A 21,821-nucleotide genomic window follows, 5' to 3' on the forward strand; every position below is an offset into this window, starting at 1 on the left:
TCTTCTTGCTTCATCAGTAAACTCATAGACTGGTAAAGAACTTAGAAAGGTATCATCGCATCCAATGAAAATAAAATTTGATCCTTATTACCGCCAAATGGCCGATATGCAGCGGCATGAAGTGCATCGGCTCTGTCATAGCGAATATTGGGGCGAATATTCAAATTTCTTAACCCCTGCCAGCCAAGTTTTAATGTTCTAGCTGCCTTCCAATTTGCACCTAAGGTTACTGCATAATAATCCGCAGGAGTACTAGTGGCCAGTGAGCTTGCGCCACCCAGCGCATAGCTGTTTCCAAGATGATTCGTTGCTGCGGCTACCCGCCCTGGCGAGAAAACACGGAAGCCGTCGGTATCGCGAAACCACTCAGCGCGGACACCGACCGACAGATCCGGTGTCAGATCATAATATGTATGTGAGTTAATACCATACCACGTAGCATTCGTCACCCCGTTAGCTGTCAACACACCATCAGCGAAGCCATGGTCATGTTGCAAGATAAAATGGGTCTTTTCTGTAAACTTATGTTTCGCCACGATGCTATACATACCCCAGAAATTATTGCTGCGTGTGGAGGCTGTACTACCGGTACCTGCAATATTCAGTGAGCTTTGTTTATCATCACTGGTCCAGGTAACACCGCCAATTCCGCCCCAATTTCCCATTTGCCTATCAAAATTACCATCCCAGCCACCGGTTCCACTACCACCGATTGCACCAGCCATCGCGGTAAAATTCCTATTCACCGTATAGTTACTTAACACACCGGTATGGGTAAAAGGCTCACCGTATTGCATCGTGTAAGCATGGGTATAGAAGAAATTATTAGGCGCAGGAACCGTTTCATAGCCAATCGGCGTATAAAAATGGCCTGCTTTCACATTGAGCCCATTGCCAATCGGCACATAAACTTCTGCAAAGGCTTGTGGAATTGCGATGCCGTATGTGCGACTAGAGTTACAACATATCCCAAGATCCCAGTTACCCCGATCAGACAAACCCCTACCATTATTGACATCAAATGCCGGATTGCCATAGGCTTGGGTAAAGATAGCATCAGTACCGAACATGAAATCAGCACGGAAACCGACATCCCATCTTTTACCTTCCGTCTTCACAGCACGCTCCATAAAAATGTTCAACTGATTCAGTTGAGCTCTATTCGCTTGATCAGCAAAAGTAATCGGACCGTTAAAACCATCAGTCTGACTTGGATTGAAAGTCGCGCCGCCATTCACCCAGCCGCCAAACTTAACGCCGCTATTTTTAAGCAAATTCATAAAACTGCTGCCACCACTATCTTTGTTATTCGTGACAGCTTGTGCATAAACACTCGACGAACTCATGCCGATCAACAGTAACCCACCAGCCACAGCGTGAAACATCTGTTTCTTGTATAGCGATTGATATTCCATTACTCTCCCCTCTCTCTAAATATAAATAAGACAATGAAAAAGATACAAAAACTAAAAACCACAAAAGACCCTAGCCACCACGTGGAAAGAACTCTAACACTGAATCGCTTAAGGGGTCAACGCGAACAAGCGAGTTAATCGGCTTATCATTAAAAAATACAACACAAATAGTGGTTTTATCGTCACTACATTCAGTTTTTTCTCGAATATTAGCGTAAATGTGTATTGTACAATCTCCCTATCTGGTCTGCCCAAGAAGCACTGGTTAATTGCAAGATAATTCTTCTTGCTGTGGCATGCAAGCTCTGGGTTTGCAATTACACCGCTGGAGCTGGATTAATCCATGTGGAGTAAGCAGCAAATATCTGCAATAGAAATTGTCATCACCAGCTAAACAGATGCAATAGCTAACCCACTTCCTACCGGTGTATTCATCCCTGAACGCTTTCCTGCCACGATTAAAGTTTTAAATCGCTCAAACCGTTAAAAAGACAATCCTGTGCTAACTGCCAAGTATTGGCTTGCATCCTATCAGCGCTACGGACCGATTCGCTAACTAAATATTCATTACTCACTCTAAAAATAATCGATTATGAATTTGATACCGATACAAACTACCGATCTGACAATTGGTCAGCCATTACCATGGGATTTATTCGATCAAGCGCATCAGCCGATACAAAAGCGCGGTTATGTCTTCGAAACAGAGGATGAATTAAAGCAATTGGAAGGATCGTCGATATTTCGCATGCAAAAGCCCGAACCGGAGCAGATTGAGTCAAGCGGTGATAAGTTTAGATTTGATGATATGCGGCTCAAAGTGGGACATAAGCTACAGCTTAAACTATCCTCGCGATCAAAAGGCCCAGTCGAGATAAAATATAATTCCTACGTAACATCCTTGATTGGTTATGTGCAAGACAGCACTGTCATCACTGCCATGCCCGCAACTGATCAGTTAATAGGAGAACCATTCGTTGAAGGCGATCAAGTTCAGGTAAGTTTATTCAGCGGAAATTCTGTATTCAATTTTATAGTCTTTGTCGACAAGGTTATTAAAGTACCGTTTAAGTATTTGCACTTATCCTTCCCCAAGGAAATTCAAGGTCAAAACATTCGGAAATCACGAAGGATCCGTTGCAGTCTTCCAGGATCTGTCGTTGAAAAACATATCCCGCTATCCCTCATAGATCTCAGTGTATGTGGTGCAGGGATCAGCTCAAGCCTCCCTTTGGGACCACTAGGTACAATAATCACTTTAGCTTTTACCATCACAATTCTTGACAAAGAAATACCTGTAACCGTTAAAAGTGCTATCAGATCTGCCAAACCAATCAATAAGAACGGACACAAAACAATCTCCACTGGCGTTGAATTTGTCGACATAAAATCAGAACATATGCAGACAATACATCACCTGATTTATCAAGAAATCGTCGAGCATCCTGAGAATGTAATTTAATTACAAAATCTCACCGGCAAATCCGTCTACCAGAAACCCCAATTACCTGTCGATACGATCCATATACCCAATATCGCGTTGGTAATTGCATGGGCAAGAATCGGTGACCATAGCGTTCCGCTACGCATATATAATAAGTTATAAACAATACCGGCAAATAAACCAGCCAGCCACAGACTGTGTGCCAGTGCAAAAAGTACAGCCGTGATACAGAATGCTTTTAATCCGACGTGCGCAGGACTAACCGAAAGAAAGTTTGGATGATCTATCCAACGCATCAGAAATGACCGCCAGAAAAGCTCTTCCATCACCGGAACTATCAGTGCCGCACCCACCAGCCTCACCACAACCAGAAACCAATCAATCTCATCCTGATCGCGCGGATCAAAGCCAACGGATTCTCCCATCACCATCCAGTCTGCTGTCAAGTTAATCCACGCAACAAAAACAACGATACCGGCAACTATTGCAACAGCCCAAGTACGAAAGCTGGCGCCAATTGGCCAGCGCAATTCGCTATAGGCACTTCTCATCGTCCAAAGCAAACCGGCCACGACAGTTATTTTCACCACATAAAGCAGGCGCAAATCATTAGCCTCCCAGCCAAACTTCAACAGCATATCTTCCAGCAGCATGAAGAAGACATACGCGCCGAATGGCGCCACACGATATAAATTAGCACGATCAAACATAACAAATTCCTTCTGAATTTTTCTTTTAACTGTGGTGTTATTGCCAAAATTAGCAGTACGCTAATTCATATCATTCCGGCCAGTCTATAAAGAAAGATTAAAAATTTAAGTACTAAAAAAACACATGCCACATGATCCATCGCTGGCTTATGGATAACTGCCATTTATAATGCTTCAAAATTCCAGCGGCAACTCTCTTTGACGAAGTACTTCGACTCCCTGTTTGGATTCAACCGGAGAAAGTGTACTGACTTTTATACCGAGCAACCTAATTTTCTTCTTCAATGGTATTCTTCGCAAACATTCTCCTGCGGTACGACGTATCAAAACAGGATCCGCAGTACGTACAGTCAGCGAGCAGTCTCGTGTGAGCGTATGAAAATCCTCGAAACGCAGCTTTATACTGATGGTACGTCCAGCATAGCCTTTATGCTTTAGATCATCGGCTACTTGTGTGCACAAAGCTGTGAATGCTTCTGATAAATCATGACGATCCTGACGCGGGTGCAGATCCCGCTCAAAAGTGGTTTCCCGGCTGATGGATTTAGGTTCAGCATCGGTAATCACCGGGCGCTGATCGATTCCGTGAGAAGCTTCATATAACCAGATCGAATAGCTGCGCCCAAAGTATATCCGGAGAAAACTCAATTCGACCTGCGCCAGCTCGGCAATGGTGGTGATACCCAGTGACGCAAGTTTCTTGGCAGCCTTAGGGCCGATACCGTTGATTTTACTTACCGGCAGCGGCCAAATTCGATCAGGAATGTCGGATATCCCGAGAATTGTCAATCCATCGGGTTTCTCGAGATCCGAACAAATTTTTGACAGTAACTTGTTTGGTGTGATGCCGATAGAACAGGAAAGTCCGGTAGATTCTTTCACTGACTGCTTAATGCGCCGCGCAAGCGCCAAGGTATCATCCGGCAGATCGCTGAGATCAATGTAGATTTCATCAATGCCGGAATCTTCAATCTGCGGCGCGATACCGGCAACCGCAGCCTTAAACAGACACGAATAATGACGGTAAATAGCAAAATCAACCGGCAGAAGAATGGCATCCGGCGCAAGCTGTGCTGCTTTCATGACCCCCATGGCGGAATGAACACCCATTGCACGCGCTTCATACGTGGCGGTCGTTATGACCCCGCGACCGGCATAGTCGCGCAAGCGGAAAAAATGCTTACTGCCATCCGCCCGCATCACCGGCTGGTGCTCGTCCCGCCCGCCAATCACAACCGGCAAACCGCACAATTCGGGATAACGCAGTAACTCCACGGAGGCATAAAAAGCATCCATATCCAGATGAGCGATACGACGTTGCGGCGCATTCATTATTCACACAATTTCAGAGAAGGACTGTGATAAATTACACTGTCAAATAAACCGCATTGTATATGAATACTCAATCTGCCAATTTGAAAACACTGCACTGCCCATGCGGCAATTCGAAGCAATACAGCGATTGCTGCGGCCGCTATCTGGATCAGGGTGAAGTAGCCGTCACGGCAGAACACCTGATGCGCTCACGTTACACGGCGTATACGCTGAATCGTGAAGACTACCTGCTGGCAACCTGGCATCACAGCACGCGTCCCACCTCACTCGGGCTGGCAAGTCAGCCGCCCAACCAGTGGTCGGGCCTCACCGTGAAACGCCACGAACAATCCGCTCCAGATCGCGCCATTGTTGAATTTGTCGCACGTTACAAAATCAATGGGCGTGCTCATCGATTGCATGAAATCAGCCGATTCGTGCGCGAGGACGAATCATGGTTTTATGTCGATGGTGACATTCCATGAGGTTACGAGAAAAGTAGTAACTAAGAACTGGCAGAAAAAATATGTCATGTTATAAGTTTCTGGCAATGCATAAAACTGCTTGAAAATAAAAATTGTGGTATGCCCCCGATTTCCTTTTATTTTGCTTAGGGTGGTACAGTACCGTTTTCCCAATTCCAAAATTTTGAAATGCTAGATATCACTGGTGATCACATCAGTAAACTTAACGACGAAGATCTTCGTACTTTAGTTGTAAGGTTATGTGAAGCGGAGCTTCGCCGATTAAATATTCCTTTATCTGCGGTTACTGCTGGTGGACATCAAAATGCGGCGGATGGTGGTATTGATGTCCGAGTGGAATTACCAGATGGTTCTCCTGATTTGGATTTCATCCTAAAAAGTGTCACTGGTTTTCAGGTCAAGCAGGAAGATATGCCACCAAACGCCATTCGGCCTGAGATGCGTCCAAATAAAAAGCTTCGTCTCTCAATTTGCGAGTTGGCTTCTAAGAAAGGAGCCTATGTAATCGTTAGTGGAAAAGGCTCAACAGCAGATAGTGCACTTAACAATCGCAAGAGTGCGATGCAAGATGCTATCTCGGATCTGCCACCAGGCACATCACTGACTCTTGATTTTTATGATCGAGACCGTTTGGCTAGATGGATCAGGAGCTATCGAGGGGTTGCGCTATGGTTACTCGAACGAATAGGCGAACCACTGGCCGGCTGGCTTCCGTATGGCAAATGGGCATACGGTGACTCAGTTGATTCAGAATATTTACTTGACGACAAATGCCGGATAATAGCTCCACAGCAAGCAGGCGGCAATGCGCCACTCACTGTCGAACAAGGAATCCAGGCTATACGCTCAGTATTAAGGAATCCACACGGAATTGTTCGATTAATTGGGCTGCCCGGTACAGGCAAGACACGTTTGGTTCAGGCGCTATTCGATTCCAAGATTGGAAATGACGCATTGGATCACTCTATTGTCACTTATGTTGACCAAGGAAGCGATCAACCCCCGACACCTTCAGCCCGAGACATGATTCACCGGTGCGCGGTAAATGGGCTACGAACCATAGTCGTTGTGGACAATTGCAATCCGGCGCTGCACAGGGACTTGGCTCAGGCAGTGAGTACATCAGATGGCTTCGTGAGTCTGATTACCGTCGAATATGATGTTTCCGACGATGAACCGGAAGAGACGCAGGTATTCAGGCTTGAACCGGCTTCTGAGAAAAATATTGAAGAAATCCTTCAACGTTTAAAACCCAATGTATCGCAAATAGATCACACTCGCATCGCTGAATTCTCTGGCGGGAATGCACGCATTGCTCTGGCACTGGCACGTACTGTTGAACACAGCGGCAGCCTAGCTACACTGAACGATATGGAATTATTTCGGCGGTTGTTTGAACAGCGCCAAGGTGATAGCGAAGCCTTGATGAAAGCTGCGGAAGTATGCTCACTTGTTTATTCATTCGATGGGGAAACTATTGAGGATGTAACGGCTGAATTACCTATTTTGGCGAGCTTAGCCGGAATCCCTCCCAATGAGTTGTATCGCCATATTGGGGAATTGCGTTCTCGTGATCTGGTACAGCGAAGAAGTAAATGGCGCGCCGTACTACCGCATGCAATAGCTAACCGATTGGCACGACAAGCATTAGAAAAAATACATCCGAGCACACTCACCAATACCTTTTTCCAATCAGGAAGAGAACGGCTACTGAAATCATTTAGCCGACGGCTTGGCTACCTGCATGATTCGGAGCAAGCCAAACAGATGGCAGAAGATTGGCTAGGATCAGCTGGACAATTAGGAAACCCAACCTGCCTGAATGAACTTGATATCGATATGTTTATGAATGTCGCACCACTCACGCCGGGTACAGCACTCCTGGCTATTGAATCGGCTGCATCAGAAGATGCAGGGAAAACATTTTTATCACCAGTCAATCATGAGCGTTGGCGATGGTACAGCTTATTACGTTCGATAGCCTACGAACCGCAATACTTCAATCGAGCTGCTTTATTGCTCGCCAGATTTGTTGCAGAAGAAACTGAATCGCAGAATCACAACTCTACTCATGATTCGTTCAAAGAATTATTCCATTTGTATTTATCCGGCACGCATGCCTTGGTAGAAGTTAGATTAACTGTCGTCCAGCAGTTACTTGAAAGTGAGGACAAAAGACTGAATGCATGCGGCTTAACAGCTTTAGCGGCAATGCTGGAAAATTTTCATTTTACTTCAAGTCATGATTTCAGTTTTGGAGGCGGACATCGGGATTTTGGTTGGATACCTACGGATGCTGAAATTTCAGCTTGGTTCAGAGTAGTGGTTGCATTTGCCATAAATCAAGCAAACTCAAATTCGCTATACACATCCGACATCAAACAATTGCTCGCGCAACATTTTGGTGAATTATGGGCATATGCCCGAATTTGTAATGAGCTTGAAAAAATAGCGAAAGATTTCGCTACGCAGGATGGCTGGCCTGATGGATGGCTTGCGATTCGCAAAACCATCCATTTTGATCTTCAAAAAATGTCCCCGGAATTTGCTAAACGCACACTCGACCTTGAAATTATGCTTCGTCCAGTTAAATTGGAACAAAAGATACGAGCCTATGTGTTAAACAAGCAAGGATATTTTGATATAACTGATATTGAGTTGGATGGCGATAGTGACACCGCGCATATGCAGGCTTGGGAACGTGTGAACAAAGTTGTAGAGGATTTGGGCAAAGAGACTGCTGCAACTCCTGATATTCTTGCATCTTTGCTGCCGGAATTGTTAAGTAGCGATAACAATATGATATGGCAGTTCGGTCGTGGACTTGCAAAAGGCGCGTTGAATATCGAACAGGATTGGCGTCAATTTCTCAATATCCTGACTACATTACCAGAGAGTAAACGCAACATTTCTTTGTTACGCGGTTTTATCGAAGCCGCCAGCACTCGTGATTCGAACGTAGTAAATCAGCTCATGGATGAAGCCTTAAAAGATCCAGTACTTTCCCCTGTTTTCCCCATCCTTCAATCTTCATACCCAATTGACGAGGCCGGAGCCAGACGACTCATTTCCTCGATTGCCCGTGGTCATGCACCATCGCAGACGTACTCGTACCTAAAGTATGGAAATGCATGTGATTCAATCTCACCGCCACTTTTTCAGAAAATACTATCCGGAGTCGCATCCTTGCTCGAAGGTTATTCGGTTGCTGTTGATATTTTCTGTATGCGGTTGCACTCATTGCAAAGTAGTAAAACACCCATTAATAGTGACACCTCCGCGATAGGAAGAAAATTGTTGAAAATGAATGATTTTCAGGATAATAATGCGAATAATGCCTATCACGTAAATGAAATTGCCGTCGCTTGCATGTTTGGAGATGCCGCGTATCAGGATGCCATAGCAATCTGCACAAAACTGGCTCGTGCGCTCATTGATTACCGCTCAGGCGCTAGACAGTTCGGCAAACTGGCTCGCACTTTATTTCAGCTTCAGCCTATGGCAGCAATTGCAGTTTTCCTGAATGAAGATTGGGTAGGAAAAACGAACAACCAGCAGCATAGGCCACTGTCATATTTTTTCAGATTTGATCGTGAGAGTCCCGTCAATGCAGCATTACCGGAAATACTCATGGCATGGGCAAAGGAAAATCTTGAAGTTCATTTACCCAAGTTAGCCGCAGAGATTCATTTCTTCGTCAAGAATGGCGAGCATGACATCCTTCTTTGGTCACCGTTGGCACTGGAAATTCTTGAGTTAGCACCTGATCGCTCGGCAATTTTGGATATATATGCATCTCGACTCCACCCAAGTGGTGTTCGATCGGGTTCACTTGCAGATAATCTTTCGCCTTATCTCGCTTTGGTAGAAAAATTACAAACACACGATGACTCTTTAGTGATTGCATGGGCAAAAAGGCAGACTGATTTATTGACCAAAGAGATTGCTGAAGAACACAAGCGTGATCGCCGTGTAGATGAGAGTTTTGAATAAGCTACATCTTATATGGATACTAAAGCTGAAATTTGAAAACACTACGCCGCCCGTGCGGCAGAGCCAATTAATACACCGACTGCTGCGACCACCATCTGGATCAGGGTAAATCCGCCGCCACGGCAATAACCTAATGTACTCTCGCTACACTGCCCAAATCGTGTTGCTTAGAACTTTGAATTTCTAGAGTCGCCCTCAAGATGGTTTTGCAACTTCCAACGAACGATCTCGCTTTTACCGCACGATCTACACACTCCCAATCAGCGATACAGCGGCAAAGCAGCAATACGTCTTTCGATCTCATCCATTATGCGTTTATAAGCGGGCGAATCGATACCGCCAAAGCGTTTCCTAAATTCGGTTTCAGGCATGAATTCAGGCAGATCCGCGACTCTCGGCAGAATATCTGAATCGCGGATACCTGCGGCAACCTGGCGTTGCAATTTCAGCGCAGATTCGTTGTTGTTGGCTGCAAGTACGCCAAAGCGCGTACCAGCACGGTCGGCAGCAATGTCGTTGAAGCTGAATCCGCTGCCACTGCGCGAATCATCGACTTCTTTGTAAAGTCCAATGGCATTGGAGAGCGGTGCGGCGGCATTGGCGGCGATCGCTGCAGATATCGTAAAGTGCTGCGAGAAATCCTCACGCCCGTCCAGTAATACCTTGTGTGGCGGTAGTTGCGGCCAGTCTCGCGCAGCAGGCACGATGACTCCAAGCCCCTTACCATTCACAAAGAACGCCAGCACCACGATTGCAGCACGATTTTCCGCCACAGCATCGCCGCTCGTGGAACGTTCGGCTGCGAATCTGAACAGTGGCGCCATCACATCTGCAAGCGTCATCTCAGCCGTACCTGAGCCGCTGCGGACGTTCTCGGCAAGCCGCTCCTGATAAGCCTTCAATCGCGCCTGTTCTTCGTGCGGCAGCAGGATACTCCTGATCCGATCCGGCAGGTCTGCCTGCCAGTCATAGGTTACGATGAATCGGCCATCCGCAACACTGATTTTCTTAACGGTGTCACTCGCAATTCGGTAATCTTCACGCGCATTAAGTTGTCGTAGTGCGTATTCGAACAGCATATCCGCAAGCCACTCCGGAATCGATAGCTGCCCGATCTGCAGTTGATCGAAGACTGGAAACCCATCGCTTTCATGCAGCAATGCCGAGATATTCAGAAATCGTCCAAAGGGATTGGACGGAAGTTCGAAACTCGCGGAGAGCATCGCCTTGCCCGGCTGTAACACAATACGAGAACTGCCTCGTGCGTAGCGGCTGGCAAGATAGTTGACGGTCAGGTCGACTTCTTCCTGTGAAAGTGCAAGCGTACGCAGCACGCCTGGCTTCATCGTGCGCGGATCATTCGTTTTAATGATGTGCTTGGCGCGCTCGATATGCGCCGGCGTGAATTCTGCAACACGGTTGACCGTCGGCTGATCTGCCATCACCAGATAAAGGATGCCGGCAAGCACAAATGGAACCGCGATCAGCAACAACAGGAATGTATAGGCGATGTATCTTATCAATTCAGATCCTCAGCGATTGATTGAATCTTGAGTAGCCCAGTCAACAATAGGAATTTAATCGCAATGATGGTGACAATTAATTCTCATAACGCTTTGTAACAAATCTCCACCACTTCCAGTTCTTCCACGCCGACTGGTGTGTGCAGCTTCACTAAATCGCCTTCACGTGCTTTGAGCAGTGCCTTGGCCAGCGGAGAAATCCAACTGATACGGCCGCGACCGGGATCTACCTCGTCCATACCGACGATACTGTAGGTATGTTCTTCACCTTGGGCATTGCAGACGGTCACGGTGGCGCCGAAAAACACTTGATCGCATTCACCGCGCTGAGCGGGGTCGACCACTTCGGCGTTTTCCAGACGTTTGGACAAGAAACGCAGGCGACGGTCAATTTCACGCAGGCGCCTTTTGCCATAGATGTAATCGCCATTTTCCGAGCGATCGCCATTGGAAGCCGCCCAGGTAATGGTTTTAACTAACTCAGGGCGTTCCACTTTCCACAACTGATCGAACTCGTCTTTCAATCCTTGATGTCCAGCCGGGGTGATATAGTTCTTCAGGCCATGCGGTAATTTCGGTGTACCGTCGAGTTCGTCGTCATCTTCGCTTTCCTTGGTGAATGCTTTACTCATACTTACCAATCTTCATTAGAGATACAGGAACGTTAAGATATAGGTCTTCAGCCATCTATTCAAGACAACTTCCATACTTAAGTCCATATTCTGCGATATTGTGAAGAAACCTTGCACTTAGCTTTTCCGCTGAATCAGTGCGAAACAGTCCGGGAAAACACATTGATAACAATCACTCCCGCAACGATCAGAGTCAGACCAATCACGGCGGGGGTATCCAGCGACTGTCCGAGAAAAAGCCAACCGCTCAGCGCAATCAATACGATACCAACACCTGACCAGATCGCATACGCCACACCGACCGGAATCGTTTTAAGCGTCAAGGAAAGTAAATAAAAAGCCAGCAAATAGCCAACCACAACCACGAGCGATGGCCAGAAACGGGTAAAACCTTCGGCTGATTTGAGGAACGATGTCGCGATCACCTCACTGATGATGGCGACGGCAAGAAAAATCCAATGTTGCATTGGCGTCACTCCCTGTATCTTGATTATCACACGCACCTGTTCCAATCTGATGCGTTGGATTAGTTTACTATCTTACCAAACAATGGTGGCTTACTGATGCACTGGTAGCACGCAATCGAATGCGTTGAAGCAGTACGCAGCAAGAATCGCTGTACGGTTGAAGATCAATGTAGTGACTGAAGGTTGATATTAGTCTGATGGACTATGAAAAAACCGGCACTCGTGTGTAACTGAGTGCCGGTTTTTTTAGAATGATTTATAACAATCTTACAATCAGATTGCGGCAACCTGCTTACGGCGATATCCAACAAAGCCAAGCAACCCGAGACCTGCTAGCAGCATTGCATAAGTTTCAGGCTCTGGAACGGGAACGAGGTTGGCAGCAACATCAGGCCCAACGATTCCCATCTCTCCTGAGTATACTAGAACCGAATTATCAGCAAAACGAACAGAGGCGGTGATCACTGTTCCAGCCAGGTCGGCAACCGTCGCACCGTAACCGCCATTACTGGCAACATCCGGATCCCAGGAAAACTGGAATAAATCGAGTGAATCGTAACCGGTGAAGTCAAAACCGAATACGGTTGAGCCTACTGCACCAAACAGCGCAGATGTTCCATTTGCAGCCGGGTCATATATAAAACTTCCGCCACCCGAACCACCGAATACCAGCGACTCTCCCGGTATGCAACCTGCATTAATACAATGCGTCCCGGACAGATCGAAAGTAAGCTTCTCGATCTGTCCGCTGGTACCGTCAAAAGCAGCGGTATTGATGCCGAAAGAACTTAACGGCCCGGGGTTTGTCACTGTGATCGACCCTGCTGGCGATGCATAGCTTACCCCGCTCAAAAGTACGGAAATGCCAAGAACAGCAACAGCTTGTTTGGCGCCTTTCATGATTTTCATTGTTTTTCTCCTTGAATTAAAAGAATGACCGAATTGATACCTTGTAAACATATTACCTGTTAGCCGCACGCTTGTTTCTCAGTCGCTCGCGGCATTAAATAATGCCTAATGGCATCAGTGAGTTTTGCTCATAAAAAATCCCTCTTCTATATGTAGGAATTTTCCTGTCAATTCTACTATTTTTTTATTACTTGAATATTAATTTTGTACTACTTCGGGGTGTAATTCAGTGCATCGGTAATCTGATTGAAAGGTTTGTTTTGTAAAAAGTTTCCAATATTGCCAGCCAATTGATCCAGCAACCGCTGCCGGGATTCCCGGCTGGCCCAGGCGATATGCGGCGTGACAATCAGGTTTGGCGGCATCTCGCACAGGATCAAGTTATCCTTGACTGGCGGTTCGCCCTGTATCACATCGATGGCCGCTCCGGCGATCTGTTCATTGGATAGGCTCCGCAACAAATCGATTTCGTTGACCAATCCGCCGCGCGCAGTGTTGATCAGATACGCGGACGGTTTCATCAATTCAAACTCGCGGCGGCTGATCAGGTGATGGGTTTCTGGCGAAAAAGGACAATGCAGCGTAATAAAATCCGCCTGCTGCAACACGTCGTCAAATTCCATTCTACCGGAACGCGGCGGCTTACCTTTATGTTCCGCGATCAGTACCTGCATGCCGAATGCCTGCGCGACTTGTGCCACGGCATGACCCAATTCGCCGTAGCCGATGACCCCCAGTATCTTCCCCGATAACTCCTCAATGCCGAAATCAAGCGGGCAGAAAAACCGGCTCTCCTGCCAGTCGCCGCGTTTCACCAGTTCCTGATAGTCGACGAAATGGCGCGCCAAATTCAGCATCAGCATGAACACGTGCTGCACAACCGACGGTGTGGCGTAACCGCGCACGTTGCACACTGGAATGTTGCGCTCGGCGGTGGCCACGAGGTCGACATTGTTATACCCGGTCGCCGCCACGCAAATAAGTTTTAGATGTTTCGCCGCGACGATCGCCGCGCGGCTGATAAACACCTTGTTGCTGACGATCACCTCAGCCGCGCGGATTCTTTCCGGAACTTCCGCTTCGGAAGAATCGTGATAATACTGCCACGGCGATATCGCCCGATCCAGCGCCGCGCAATCCATATCGCCGCGGGTTACGGAACCAAAATCCAGAAAAACAGCGCGCATCTCAATGCTCCAGTGATGATCGAAAATCATACCACAAGCGATGCTTTAACGTTTCCGGTAGATCACGTAGAATCGGGCCTGGCAAATCCGCGTCAAATGGATATCGGCTACCGCACTGCTTCAACTCCTGCAGCAAGCTAAGAAAGAACTGGATTTGATGTCTGTCATGACGCGGCTGGATAAATACCGTGTGCTGATTATTGATGATATCGGCTATGTCAAAAAAACCGATTCGGAAACACAAGTATTGTTTGACTTTATCGCGCATCGCTATGAAAGCGGAAGTCTCATCATTACTTCAAATCAGCCTTTTAGCCAGTGGGATCAAATCTTCCCCGACACCATGATGACCGTTGCCGCCATCGACCGGATCATCCATCACGCAACCATCATCGAAATCGACAGTGAAAGTTATAGGAGGAAAAACCAGAAAAAATCATGAAGTAGCCAAAAGTAGCCAATAAACTCAACCGGCCATCATAATTGTCGCCAAAGCGGCCAAGATAATTGACGCGAGACATATGATTAGCCTCCGTACGCTGATGTTTGCGATATTGCAATTAAGCTGCTATTTAATTGCAGCTAAGAATCAGGGTACGGAATCAGTATGATTAGCGCTGTGATAAAAGTCACTGCTTTAAGTAAGTTGATGCGATAAGAGACGTTAGATTGCACCATTGTAGGAAGGCGCATCAATTGTTTTATTACCTGAAATAATCCCCTCTTATCTCTCCAACAACGGACTCATCGGATATTCCAATGCTTCCTTCATCGCCACCAGAGACAACACCGCCTCCCGGCCATCAATAATTCTGTGATCATACGACAAAGCCAGATAATTCATCGGGCGGATCACGATTTGCCCGTTTTCAACCACAACTCGTTCTTTGGTTGCATGGATACCCAGAATGGCGCTTTGCGGTGGATTAATGATCGGCGTGGACAACATAGAGCCGAATACGCCGCCATTGGTAATCGAGAAAGTACCGCCGCTGAGTTCTTCGATGGTCAGTTTGCCGTCTTGCGCGCGCTTGGCAAATTCGGCAATCTGCAGTTCAATCCCAGCCAGTGTTAAACGGTCTGCATCCCGGATAACCGGAACCACTAGCCCGCGCGGACTGCCGACAGCGATACCGATGTCGTAGTAATCGTGATAAACAATGTCATTGCCTTCAACGGACGCATTGATAATCGGATATTTCTTTAACGCGGCAATGACAGCTTTGACGAAGAACGACATAAAGCCAAGCTTGACGCCGTATTCCTTCTCAAATTCGGTTTTGTAGCGTGCGCGCAGATCAATAATCGCCTGCATATTGACTTCATTAAACGTGGTCAGAATCGCTGCGGTGGATTGCGATTGCACCAGACGTTCCGCAACCCGCTGCCGCAGTCTGGACATGGCCACTCTGCGTTCCGCACGCGCACCCGCACCCGGAACAGGTGGCGCTGGTGTACTGGCTGAACCGGATTTAGTCTCGGCATCTGCTGCCACGCTGGATTTACTTTCCATATACGCTTGCACATCTTCTTTAGTAACACGCCCGCCCAAGCCAGTCCCTTTAATGGCACTGATTTCGCCCGCTTTCAGGTTATTTGCTTCTGCCAGCTTGTGCGCAGCGGGCATCAACAGCGGTACCGCTTGTTCATCGCCTTTGGCGCTGATCGTTTCAATACTTTTGACGGCTGGTTTTTCAGTCTGCTTTTCCGCAGTAGATGCCGGTTTATCGGTTGCTTCCGTCTCAATCATCGCGATGACTTCACCGCTGGCAACCGTTGCGCCGTCTTTTTTTAAAATTTTGGTTAATACACCGGCACTGGGCGCGGGCAATTCAAGCACGACCTTGTCGGTTTCGACATCGATCAGATTTTCTGACCGGTTGACGTAGTCTCCTGTCTTTTTATGCCAGGATATTAAAGTAGCCTCCGCTACGGATTCAGATAACATGGGTACTTTGACTTCAACTAGCATGGTGCCCTCTTTCTAGATTTTATCTCTGAATGCTGCCACGATTAATTCATTCTGCGTAAATTTATGGCGGGCCGTATAACCCACTGCCGGCGAGGCTGAAGATTCCCGCAGCGCGTAACCAAGCATCTGGTCAGGCCGCATATGCCGTCGCAGATAGTGCTGAATACGATGCCATGCACCTTGATTACCCGGTTCTTCCTGGCACCAGATTACTGATTTGGCGTTACTGAAACGATCGAGCTCCGCCTGAAATTCCTCATGCGGAAAGGGGTAAAGCTGCTCCAGGCGAATAATCGCCATATCCGTTATTTGCTGCTCTTTGCGGTAAGTCATCAGCTCGTAATATATCTTTCCGCTACAAGCAATGATGCGCCGGACCTTTTTGGTATCCAGATTCTCGGTTTCAGGTATGACCGGATAAAAATGACCATTCGCTAAATCTTCCAGACTCGACACGGATTCTTTATGCCGCAGCATGCTCTTGGGACTCAAAATGATCAGCGGCTTGCGCAATGGACGGATCATTTGCCGCCGCAGCACATGAAACATTTGTGCCGGTGTGGAAGGCACACACACCTGAATATTATAATTCGCGCACAGTTGCAGATAACGCTCCAACCGCGCGGAAGAATGCTCTGGGCCCTGCCCCTCATAGCCATGCGGCAGCATCATTACCAAACCGCATACGCGCCCCCACTTGGCTTCACCGGATGCGATAAATTGATCAATCACTACCTGAGCGCCATTGGCAAAATCGCCAAACTGCGCTTCCCAGACAACCAATTCATTCGGCTGCGTGGTTGCATAACCATATTCAAAACCCAATACCGCTTCTTCGGATAACATCGAATCAATGACGACAAAATCCGGTTGTTCGGGATAAATATGCCGTAGCGGAACATAAATACGCTCATCTTCTTCTGCTGTTACCTGGTCATGTAATACCGCATGACGGTGAAAGAAAGTACCACGTCCCGAATCCTGACCCGAAAGCCTCACGGGATAGTCTTCCTTCAGCAAAGCGGCATAGGCAAGATTCTCCGCCATTCCCCAATCCAACGGTAATTTTCCATCCCCCATCAAACACCGGTCGGCAATTATCTTTTCAACCCTTTGTTGCAGCCTGAAGCCTTCAGGGATATCGGTCAACCGCCCCGCAAGCTGTTTCAGCGTTTCAATTGCAACGCCGGTTTTAACTTTTTCGTTCCATTTAAACGGCTTGAGAAAAGGTTCCCAATTGATGGTGTAAGGGGATTGATAGTCATAACAAACCGCTTTATTGGGATTAACGCCTTCATCCATGGCATTCCGGTAGGATTGAACCAGGTCATCCGCATCTTCCGGTTTAATCACACCTTCCGCCACGAGTTTATCAACATAGCGCCTGCGGGTACCGGGATGTTTGCTGATGATCTGATACATCTTCGGCTGCGTCACCATGGGTTCGTCCTGCTCATTATGGCCAAGACGACGGAAACAAACCATATCAATCACGACATCTTTATGAAACCGCATACGAAAATCAAAAGCCAATTCAGTCACCATAATCACCGCTTCCGGATCATCGCCATTGACATGAAAAATCGGCGCCTCGATCATCTTGGCAACATCGGTACAGTACAATGTCGAGCGGCTGTCGCGCGGATCGGATGTGGTAAATCCGATTTGATTATTGATGATGATATGCACCGTGCCACCCGTACCATATCCACGAGTTTGCGACAAATTGAGCGTTTCCATGACGACGCCTTGCCCGGCAAATGCTGCATCGCCATGTATTAATACCGGCAGCACTTTGTCGCCCAGTTTATCGTTTAACAAATGCTGGCGCGCACGCACCGAGCCTTCGACCACTGGATTAACAATTTCCAAATGTGAGGGATTAAAAGCCAAAGCCAATCGAACAATGCCATCCGATGTCTTAATCGCGGAAGAAAATCCTTGATGATATTTCACATCACCCGACGGTAATTCCTGGGGTTGTTTTTCTTCAAATTCGCGGAAAAGATCGGCAGGCATCTTACCCAGCGTGTTCACCAGCACATTGAGTCTGGCACGATGCGCCATGCCCATCACAATCTGTTGAATCCCGGTTTTGCCTGCGCGATGAATTAAACAATCCAGCAGTGGAATAAGACTCTCATTGCCTTCCCCGGAAAAACGCTTCTGTCCGACATAACGGGTATGCAAATACTTTTCCAATCCTTCAGCCGCATTGAGCCGCTCAAGAATATGGCGTTTGTATTCGTCCGAATAGTCCGGGTTCGATCGCTGACCTTCCAATCGCGCTTGTATCCAGCGTTTCTGTTCGACTGAAGAAATATACATATATTCCGCACCGACGGAACCGCAATAGGTTTCCCGCAGGATTTGCAGAATTTCACGCAGCGTAGCGTGCTCAGGCCCCACTAATGAACCGGTATTAAATACCTTATCCCTATCCGCTTCGGTAAATCCGAAATGAGCAGGATCCAGTTCGGGTACATCAGCTTGTTGTTTGAGTCCAAGCGGATCCAGTTTGGCCTGGTTCAGGCCCAGATAACGATACATGTTAATGAGCTGCAGGACAGCGACTTGCTTGCGATCATCTGAATCAGAGGCCATCACATCCGGCAGTGTGGTTTGACTTTCTGACCCGGAATAGATTGCTGCCGTCGTAACGGAAGCGCTGCTGACTACACCTTCTGGGTGCTTATTGGCAGCAGTATCCGGTTGCTTAGCCAGCCGATCAAAGTATTCACGCCAAGCTGATGCAACAGAATTCGGGTTATGCAGATAATCCTCATAAACCGCTTCAATAAACGAAGCATTTGCGCCGGACAAAAGGGAATCATCAAACAACTGCTTGCTCATAAGATTTGGCAGCCTTTATAAAAGAAAGCTATTTTCTTGAATACGAACTGGGTATATCCCGCATCACTGTGCCGGTATACAATTGACGCGGACGACCGATCTTATGGGTCGGATCTGAAACCATTTCACTCCATTGTGCTACCCATCCCACTGTTCTGGCCATGGCAAAAATAGCGGTAAACATGCTGGTCGGTATCCCCAGGGCACGCTGTACGATTCCCGAATAAAAATCCACGTTAGGATATAATTTCCTGGAAATAAAATATTCATCTTCCAATGCAATCTTTTCTAATTGCAACGCCAGCTTAAATAAGCGGTCATTGTGTAAGCCCAGTTCATCCAGAACTTCATGACAGGTTTCGCGCATTAATTTGGCGCGCGGGTCAAAATTCTTATAGACGCGGTGACCGAAACCCATCAGCCGGTAGTTACTGTCTTTATCTTTAGCGCGTTTGATATATTCATCAATACGTGAAACGTCGCCGATTTCCTCCAGCATTTTCAGACACTCTTCATTGGCGCCGCCATGGGCAGGTCCCCACAAACAGGAAATCCCTGCCGAAACACAAGCAAAAGGATTCGCCCCACTGGAGCCGACCAATCGAACGGTTGAAGTCGAAGCATTTTGTTCATGATCCGCATGTAAAATCAGAATTCGATCCAGTGCGCGAACAATCACAGGATTCGCTTCATATTTTTCACTCGGCACGGCAAACATCATATGCAGGAAGTTTTCCGCGTAACCTAATCGATTTTGGGGATAGATAAAGGGTTGACCGATATTATATTTATAGGCCATTGCCGCAATCGTCGGCAATTTTGCTATCAACCGGAAAGCGGATAGTTCCCGATACGCCGGATCCGAAATATTCAAAGCTTCATGATAAAAGGCAGATAGAGCACCCACGACACCCACCATGACTGCCATTGGGTGTGCATCACGCCGGAATCCGCTAAAAAATCGGACCAATTGCTCGTGCAACATCGAATGATCTTTAATCGAACGATCAAATTCTGACTTCTGTTGCGTATCGGGCAGTTCACCTTTCATCAACAAATGACAAACATCGATAAAATCACAGTTTCTCGCGAGTTGTTCGATGGGATATCCACGGTATAACAAAATGCCTTTGTCGCCATCAATAAAGGTAATGTTAGAGCTATTGCTGGCCGTCGACAAATACCCTGGATCATAAGTAAATACGCCACTTTTTGCATGCAGTGCGCGAATATCAACCACATCGGGCCCCATCGTTCCGGATAAAACGGGTAGTTCTATGGGCGCGCTGCCATCATTAAGATTTAATGTTGCTATGCCTTTTTGTGCCATTTTACTTCTCCACATGTCGCATTGATTGATTAGTATGCACTATCAGAGGATTTCAGGATCTTCAGAATACCATCCGAAATCTAACTCTTTTGTAATAATTCCAATACCTGCTGCCAGTTATCATCTGTATTGATTTGTCTTGCCGTGATCAAATCCCACAAATCATTATCCGGTAATGCTAACAACCGTTCAAACTGTTCCAACCCTGATTCATCCAACTGCGTGTAGTACTGATCCATGAAACGTTGCAAAACAATATCCAATTCAAGCAGGCCGCGCCGACATCGCCAGCGTGCGCGTTCGAATTCCTTCATACCATTCTTTTTACCATCATATCCTTGATTTTGCCAATCGCGCTGGTCGGATTTAAGCCTTTAGGACATGAAGCAACGCAATTCATGATGGAATGACAACGAAATAACCGGTAAGGATCTTCCAGATTATCCAATCTCTCAGCAGTCGCTTGATCCCGGCTATCGGCAAGAAAACGATAGGCTTGCAATAACCCGGCAGGCCCTACGAATTTATCCGGATTCCACCAGAAAGAAGGGCAGGATGTTGTACAACACGCACATAAAATACACTCGTATGCACCATCCAAAGCCGCCCTGTCTTCTGGCGACTGTAACCGCTCAGTTTCAGGCGGCGGATCATTATTAATGAGATAAGGTTTGACAGAATGATACTGGTGGAAAAATTGCGTCATATCCACAATCAAATCACGAATGACCGGCAATCCGGGTAATGGACGTATCTCTACCGGCTCTTTTAAGCTACTAAGCGGCGTAATGCAAGCCAGTCCGTTACTGCCATTAATATTCATTGCATCCGAACCACAGACCCCTTCACGGCAAGAGCGGCGCAGACTCAGGCTGTCATCAATCGATTTAATATGCAGCAATGCATCCAGCAGCATCTTGTCGGTCGCGGCCAACTGAATGTCGTAATCCTGCATATAAGGTTTTTCATCTTTATCGGGATCATAGCGGTAAATAGAAAACTTCATAGGCTGGCTCCAGGTGGTTTAAATACGGCTTATAGTCGATAGAAGCAACTCAGAATACTTCGAAGTATACAGATTTGAAGTTAGATTAACACAGTTTGGCTTGTCTTTTTAGATCGTAGGGTGCATTAAGCCTAAGCGCAATGCATCGGGCGATAATGCATGAGATCGTTTTGTAAATAAGTTCGGCGCATTATTAATGCGTCCTAGTGTGCCCGACATGGGCATTTACTAGTTAAATTACCTCCGGCAAAGCTGGAAGTTTATAGCTGGAGCCCCTCAAAGGGTCTGTTTGTGAGCCGCTAAAGCGGCATCTACATATCCAATTTCAACTGATCATATCTAAGGAAACGCTGAATAACTCATCGCGCAGTAGAGATCAAGCCGAGTGATTATGTAATATTGCGATAATTTGCCCAATTTTGACCTGAATCGCATCATTTTTTGCATTATTACCCTCATTTCTTGTTTTCAAGGCGCAACTAGGCTGCCTGTTCTGCATAGCCACCGGCGAGCCAACAGCAAATTGGCAAGCCCGAACAGCGAGAACATCTGAGCGGTATTTTTGACCAATCCCTTGTAGC

At 47.0% G+C, this 21,821-nt stretch carries 16 protein-coding genes and 2 pseudogenes; 4 read left to right on the forward strand and 14 right to left on the reverse strand.

Going from position 1 to position 21,821, the window contains the following annotated elements; translation table 11 throughout:
• Window positions 1-41 precede the first annotated feature (41 nt).
• Entirely contained in the window at window positions 42-1,415 is a 1,374-nt protein-coding gene (locus QZ942_RS02045; protein ID WP_292992941.1) for a porin, read from the reverse strand.
• 592 nt (window positions 1,416-2,007) lie between these two features.
• Between QZ942_RS02045 and QZ942_RS02050 the strand changes: the two genes are divergently transcribed.
• On the forward strand, window positions 2,008-2,877 hold the full coding sequence (locus QZ942_RS02050) for a flagellar brake protein (protein WP_292992942.1): 870 nt from the start codon (window positions 2,008-2,010) through the stop codon (window positions 2,875-2,877).
• Window positions 2,878-2,903: 26 nt separating this feature from the next.
• Here the strand turns inward: QZ942_RS02050 and QZ942_RS02055 are convergent, their stop codons facing one another.
• Window positions 2,904-3,569: a CAAX prenyl protease-related protein gene (locus tag QZ942_RS02055; protein ID WP_292992943.1), complete on the reverse strand. Its 666-nt coding sequence runs from the start codon at window positions 3,567-3,569 to the stop codon at window positions 2,904-2,906.
• A 174-nt stretch (window positions 3,570-3,743) separates the two neighbouring features.
• Window positions 3,744-4,901 (reverse strand): DNA polymerase IV, encoded by a 1,158-nt coding sequence (dinB, locus tag QZ942_RS02060; protein ID WP_292992945.1) that lies wholly within the window; start codon window positions 4,899-4,901, stop codon window positions 3,744-3,746.
• A 62-nt stretch (window positions 4,902-4,963) separates the two neighbouring features.
• On the opposite strand from dinB, the gene QZ942_RS02065 reads away from it, so the two are divergent.
• Complete coding sequence (locus QZ942_RS02065; RefSeq protein ID WP_292992947.1) at window positions 4,964-5,368, forward strand: YchJ family metal-binding protein; 405 nt, start codon at window positions 4,964-4,966, stop codon at window positions 5,366-5,368.
• A 168-nt stretch (window positions 5,369-5,536) separates the two neighbouring features.
• Window positions 5,537-9,361, forward strand: coding sequence for a hypothetical protein (locus QZ942_RS02070; protein ID WP_292992949.1), 3,825 nt, complete (start codon window positions 5,537-5,539; stop codon window positions 9,359-9,361).
• Window positions 9,362-9,621: 260 nt separating this feature from the next.
• Here QZ942_RS02070 and QZ942_RS02075 read toward each other — a convergent pair whose 3' ends face one another.
• The 5 genes from QZ942_RS02075 to QZ942_RS02095 all read right to left on the reverse strand — a co-directional run bounded on the left by QZ942_RS02075 (window position 9,622) and on the right by QZ942_RS02095 (window position 14,109).
• Entirely contained in the window at window positions 9,622-10,884 is a 1,263-nt protein-coding gene (locus tag QZ942_RS02075) for a hypothetical protein (protein ID WP_292992951.1), read from the reverse strand.
• A gap of 83 nt (window positions 10,885-10,967) precedes the next feature.
• Window positions 10,968-11,516 (reverse strand): transcription elongation factor GreB, encoded by a 549-nt coding sequence (gene greB, locus QZ942_RS02080; RefSeq protein WP_292992953.1) that lies wholly within the window; start codon window positions 11,514-11,516, stop codon window positions 10,968-10,970.
• Between the two features lie 134 nt (window positions 11,517-11,650).
• Window positions 11,651-11,983, reverse strand: coding sequence for an SMR family transporter (locus tag QZ942_RS02085; RefSeq protein ID WP_292992955.1), 333 nt, complete (start codon window positions 11,981-11,983; stop codon window positions 11,651-11,653).
• A gap of 273 nt (window positions 11,984-12,256) precedes the next feature.
• Entirely contained in the window at window positions 12,257-12,892 is a 636-nt protein-coding gene (locus QZ942_RS02090) for a PEP-CTERM sorting domain-containing protein (RefSeq protein WP_292992957.1), read from the reverse strand.
• Between the two features lie 209 nt (window positions 12,893-13,101).
• Window positions 13,102-14,109 carry a 2-hydroxyacid dehydrogenase gene (locus QZ942_RS02095; RefSeq protein ID WP_292992959.1) on the reverse strand — a complete coding sequence of 336 codons (1,008 nt, stop codon included), beginning with the start codon at window positions 14,107-14,109 and terminating at the stop codon, window positions 13,102-13,104.
• A 58-nt stretch (window positions 14,110-14,167) separates the two neighbouring features.
• On the opposite strand from QZ942_RS02095, the pseudogene QZ942_RS02100 reads away from it, so the two are divergent.
• Window positions 14,168-14,521 (forward strand): annotated as a pseudogene (locus tag QZ942_RS02100) (ATP-binding protein); the annotation flags it as partial.
• A 282-nt stretch (window positions 14,522-14,803) separates the two neighbouring features.
• On the opposite strand, the gene odhB reads toward QZ942_RS02100, so the two are convergent.
• The 6 genes and pseudogenes from odhB to QZ942_RS02130 all read right to left on the reverse strand — a co-directional run.
• Window positions 14,804-16,051 carry a 2-oxoglutarate dehydrogenase complex dihydrolipoyllysine-residue succinyltransferase gene (odhB, locus tag QZ942_RS02105; protein WP_292992961.1) on the reverse strand — a complete coding sequence of 416 codons (1,248 nt, stop codon included), beginning with the start codon at window positions 16,049-16,051 and terminating at the stop codon, window positions 14,804-14,806.
• 12 nt (window positions 16,052-16,063) lie between these two features.
• Window positions 16,064-18,904, reverse strand: a complete 2,841-nt coding sequence (locus QZ942_RS02110; RefSeq protein ID WP_292992963.1) for a 2-oxoglutarate dehydrogenase E1 component — start codon at window positions 18,902-18,904, stop codon at window positions 16,064-16,066.
• Window positions 18,905-18,932: 28 nt separating this feature from the next.
• Window positions 18,933-20,234: a citrate synthase gene (gltA, locus tag QZ942_RS02115; RefSeq protein ID WP_292992965.1), complete on the reverse strand. Its 1,302-nt coding sequence runs from the start codon at window positions 20,232-20,234 to the stop codon at window positions 18,933-18,935.
• An 80-nt stretch (window positions 20,235-20,314) separates the two neighbouring features.
• On the reverse strand, window positions 20,315-20,548 hold the full coding sequence (locus tag QZ942_RS02120; RefSeq protein WP_292992966.1) for a succinate dehydrogenase assembly factor 2: 234 nt from the start codon (window positions 20,546-20,548) through the stop codon (window positions 20,315-20,317).
• Window positions 20,545-21,240 (reverse strand): succinate dehydrogenase iron-sulfur subunit, encoded by a 696-nt coding sequence (locus tag QZ942_RS02125; RefSeq protein ID WP_292992968.1) that lies wholly within the window; start codon window positions 21,238-21,240, stop codon window positions 20,545-20,547. The genes QZ942_RS02120 and QZ942_RS02125 overlap by 4 nt, the downstream gene beginning before the upstream one ends.
• 468 nt (window positions 21,241-21,708) lie before the next feature.
• Window positions 21,709-21,821, reverse strand: a pseudogene (locus QZ942_RS02130) (IS5/IS1182 family transposase); the annotation flags it as partial.

The organism is Nitrosomonas sp. (assembly GCF_021731985.1).
Lineage (GTDB): Bacteria > Pseudomonadota > Gammaproteobacteria > Burkholderiales > Nitrosomonadaceae > Nitrosomonas.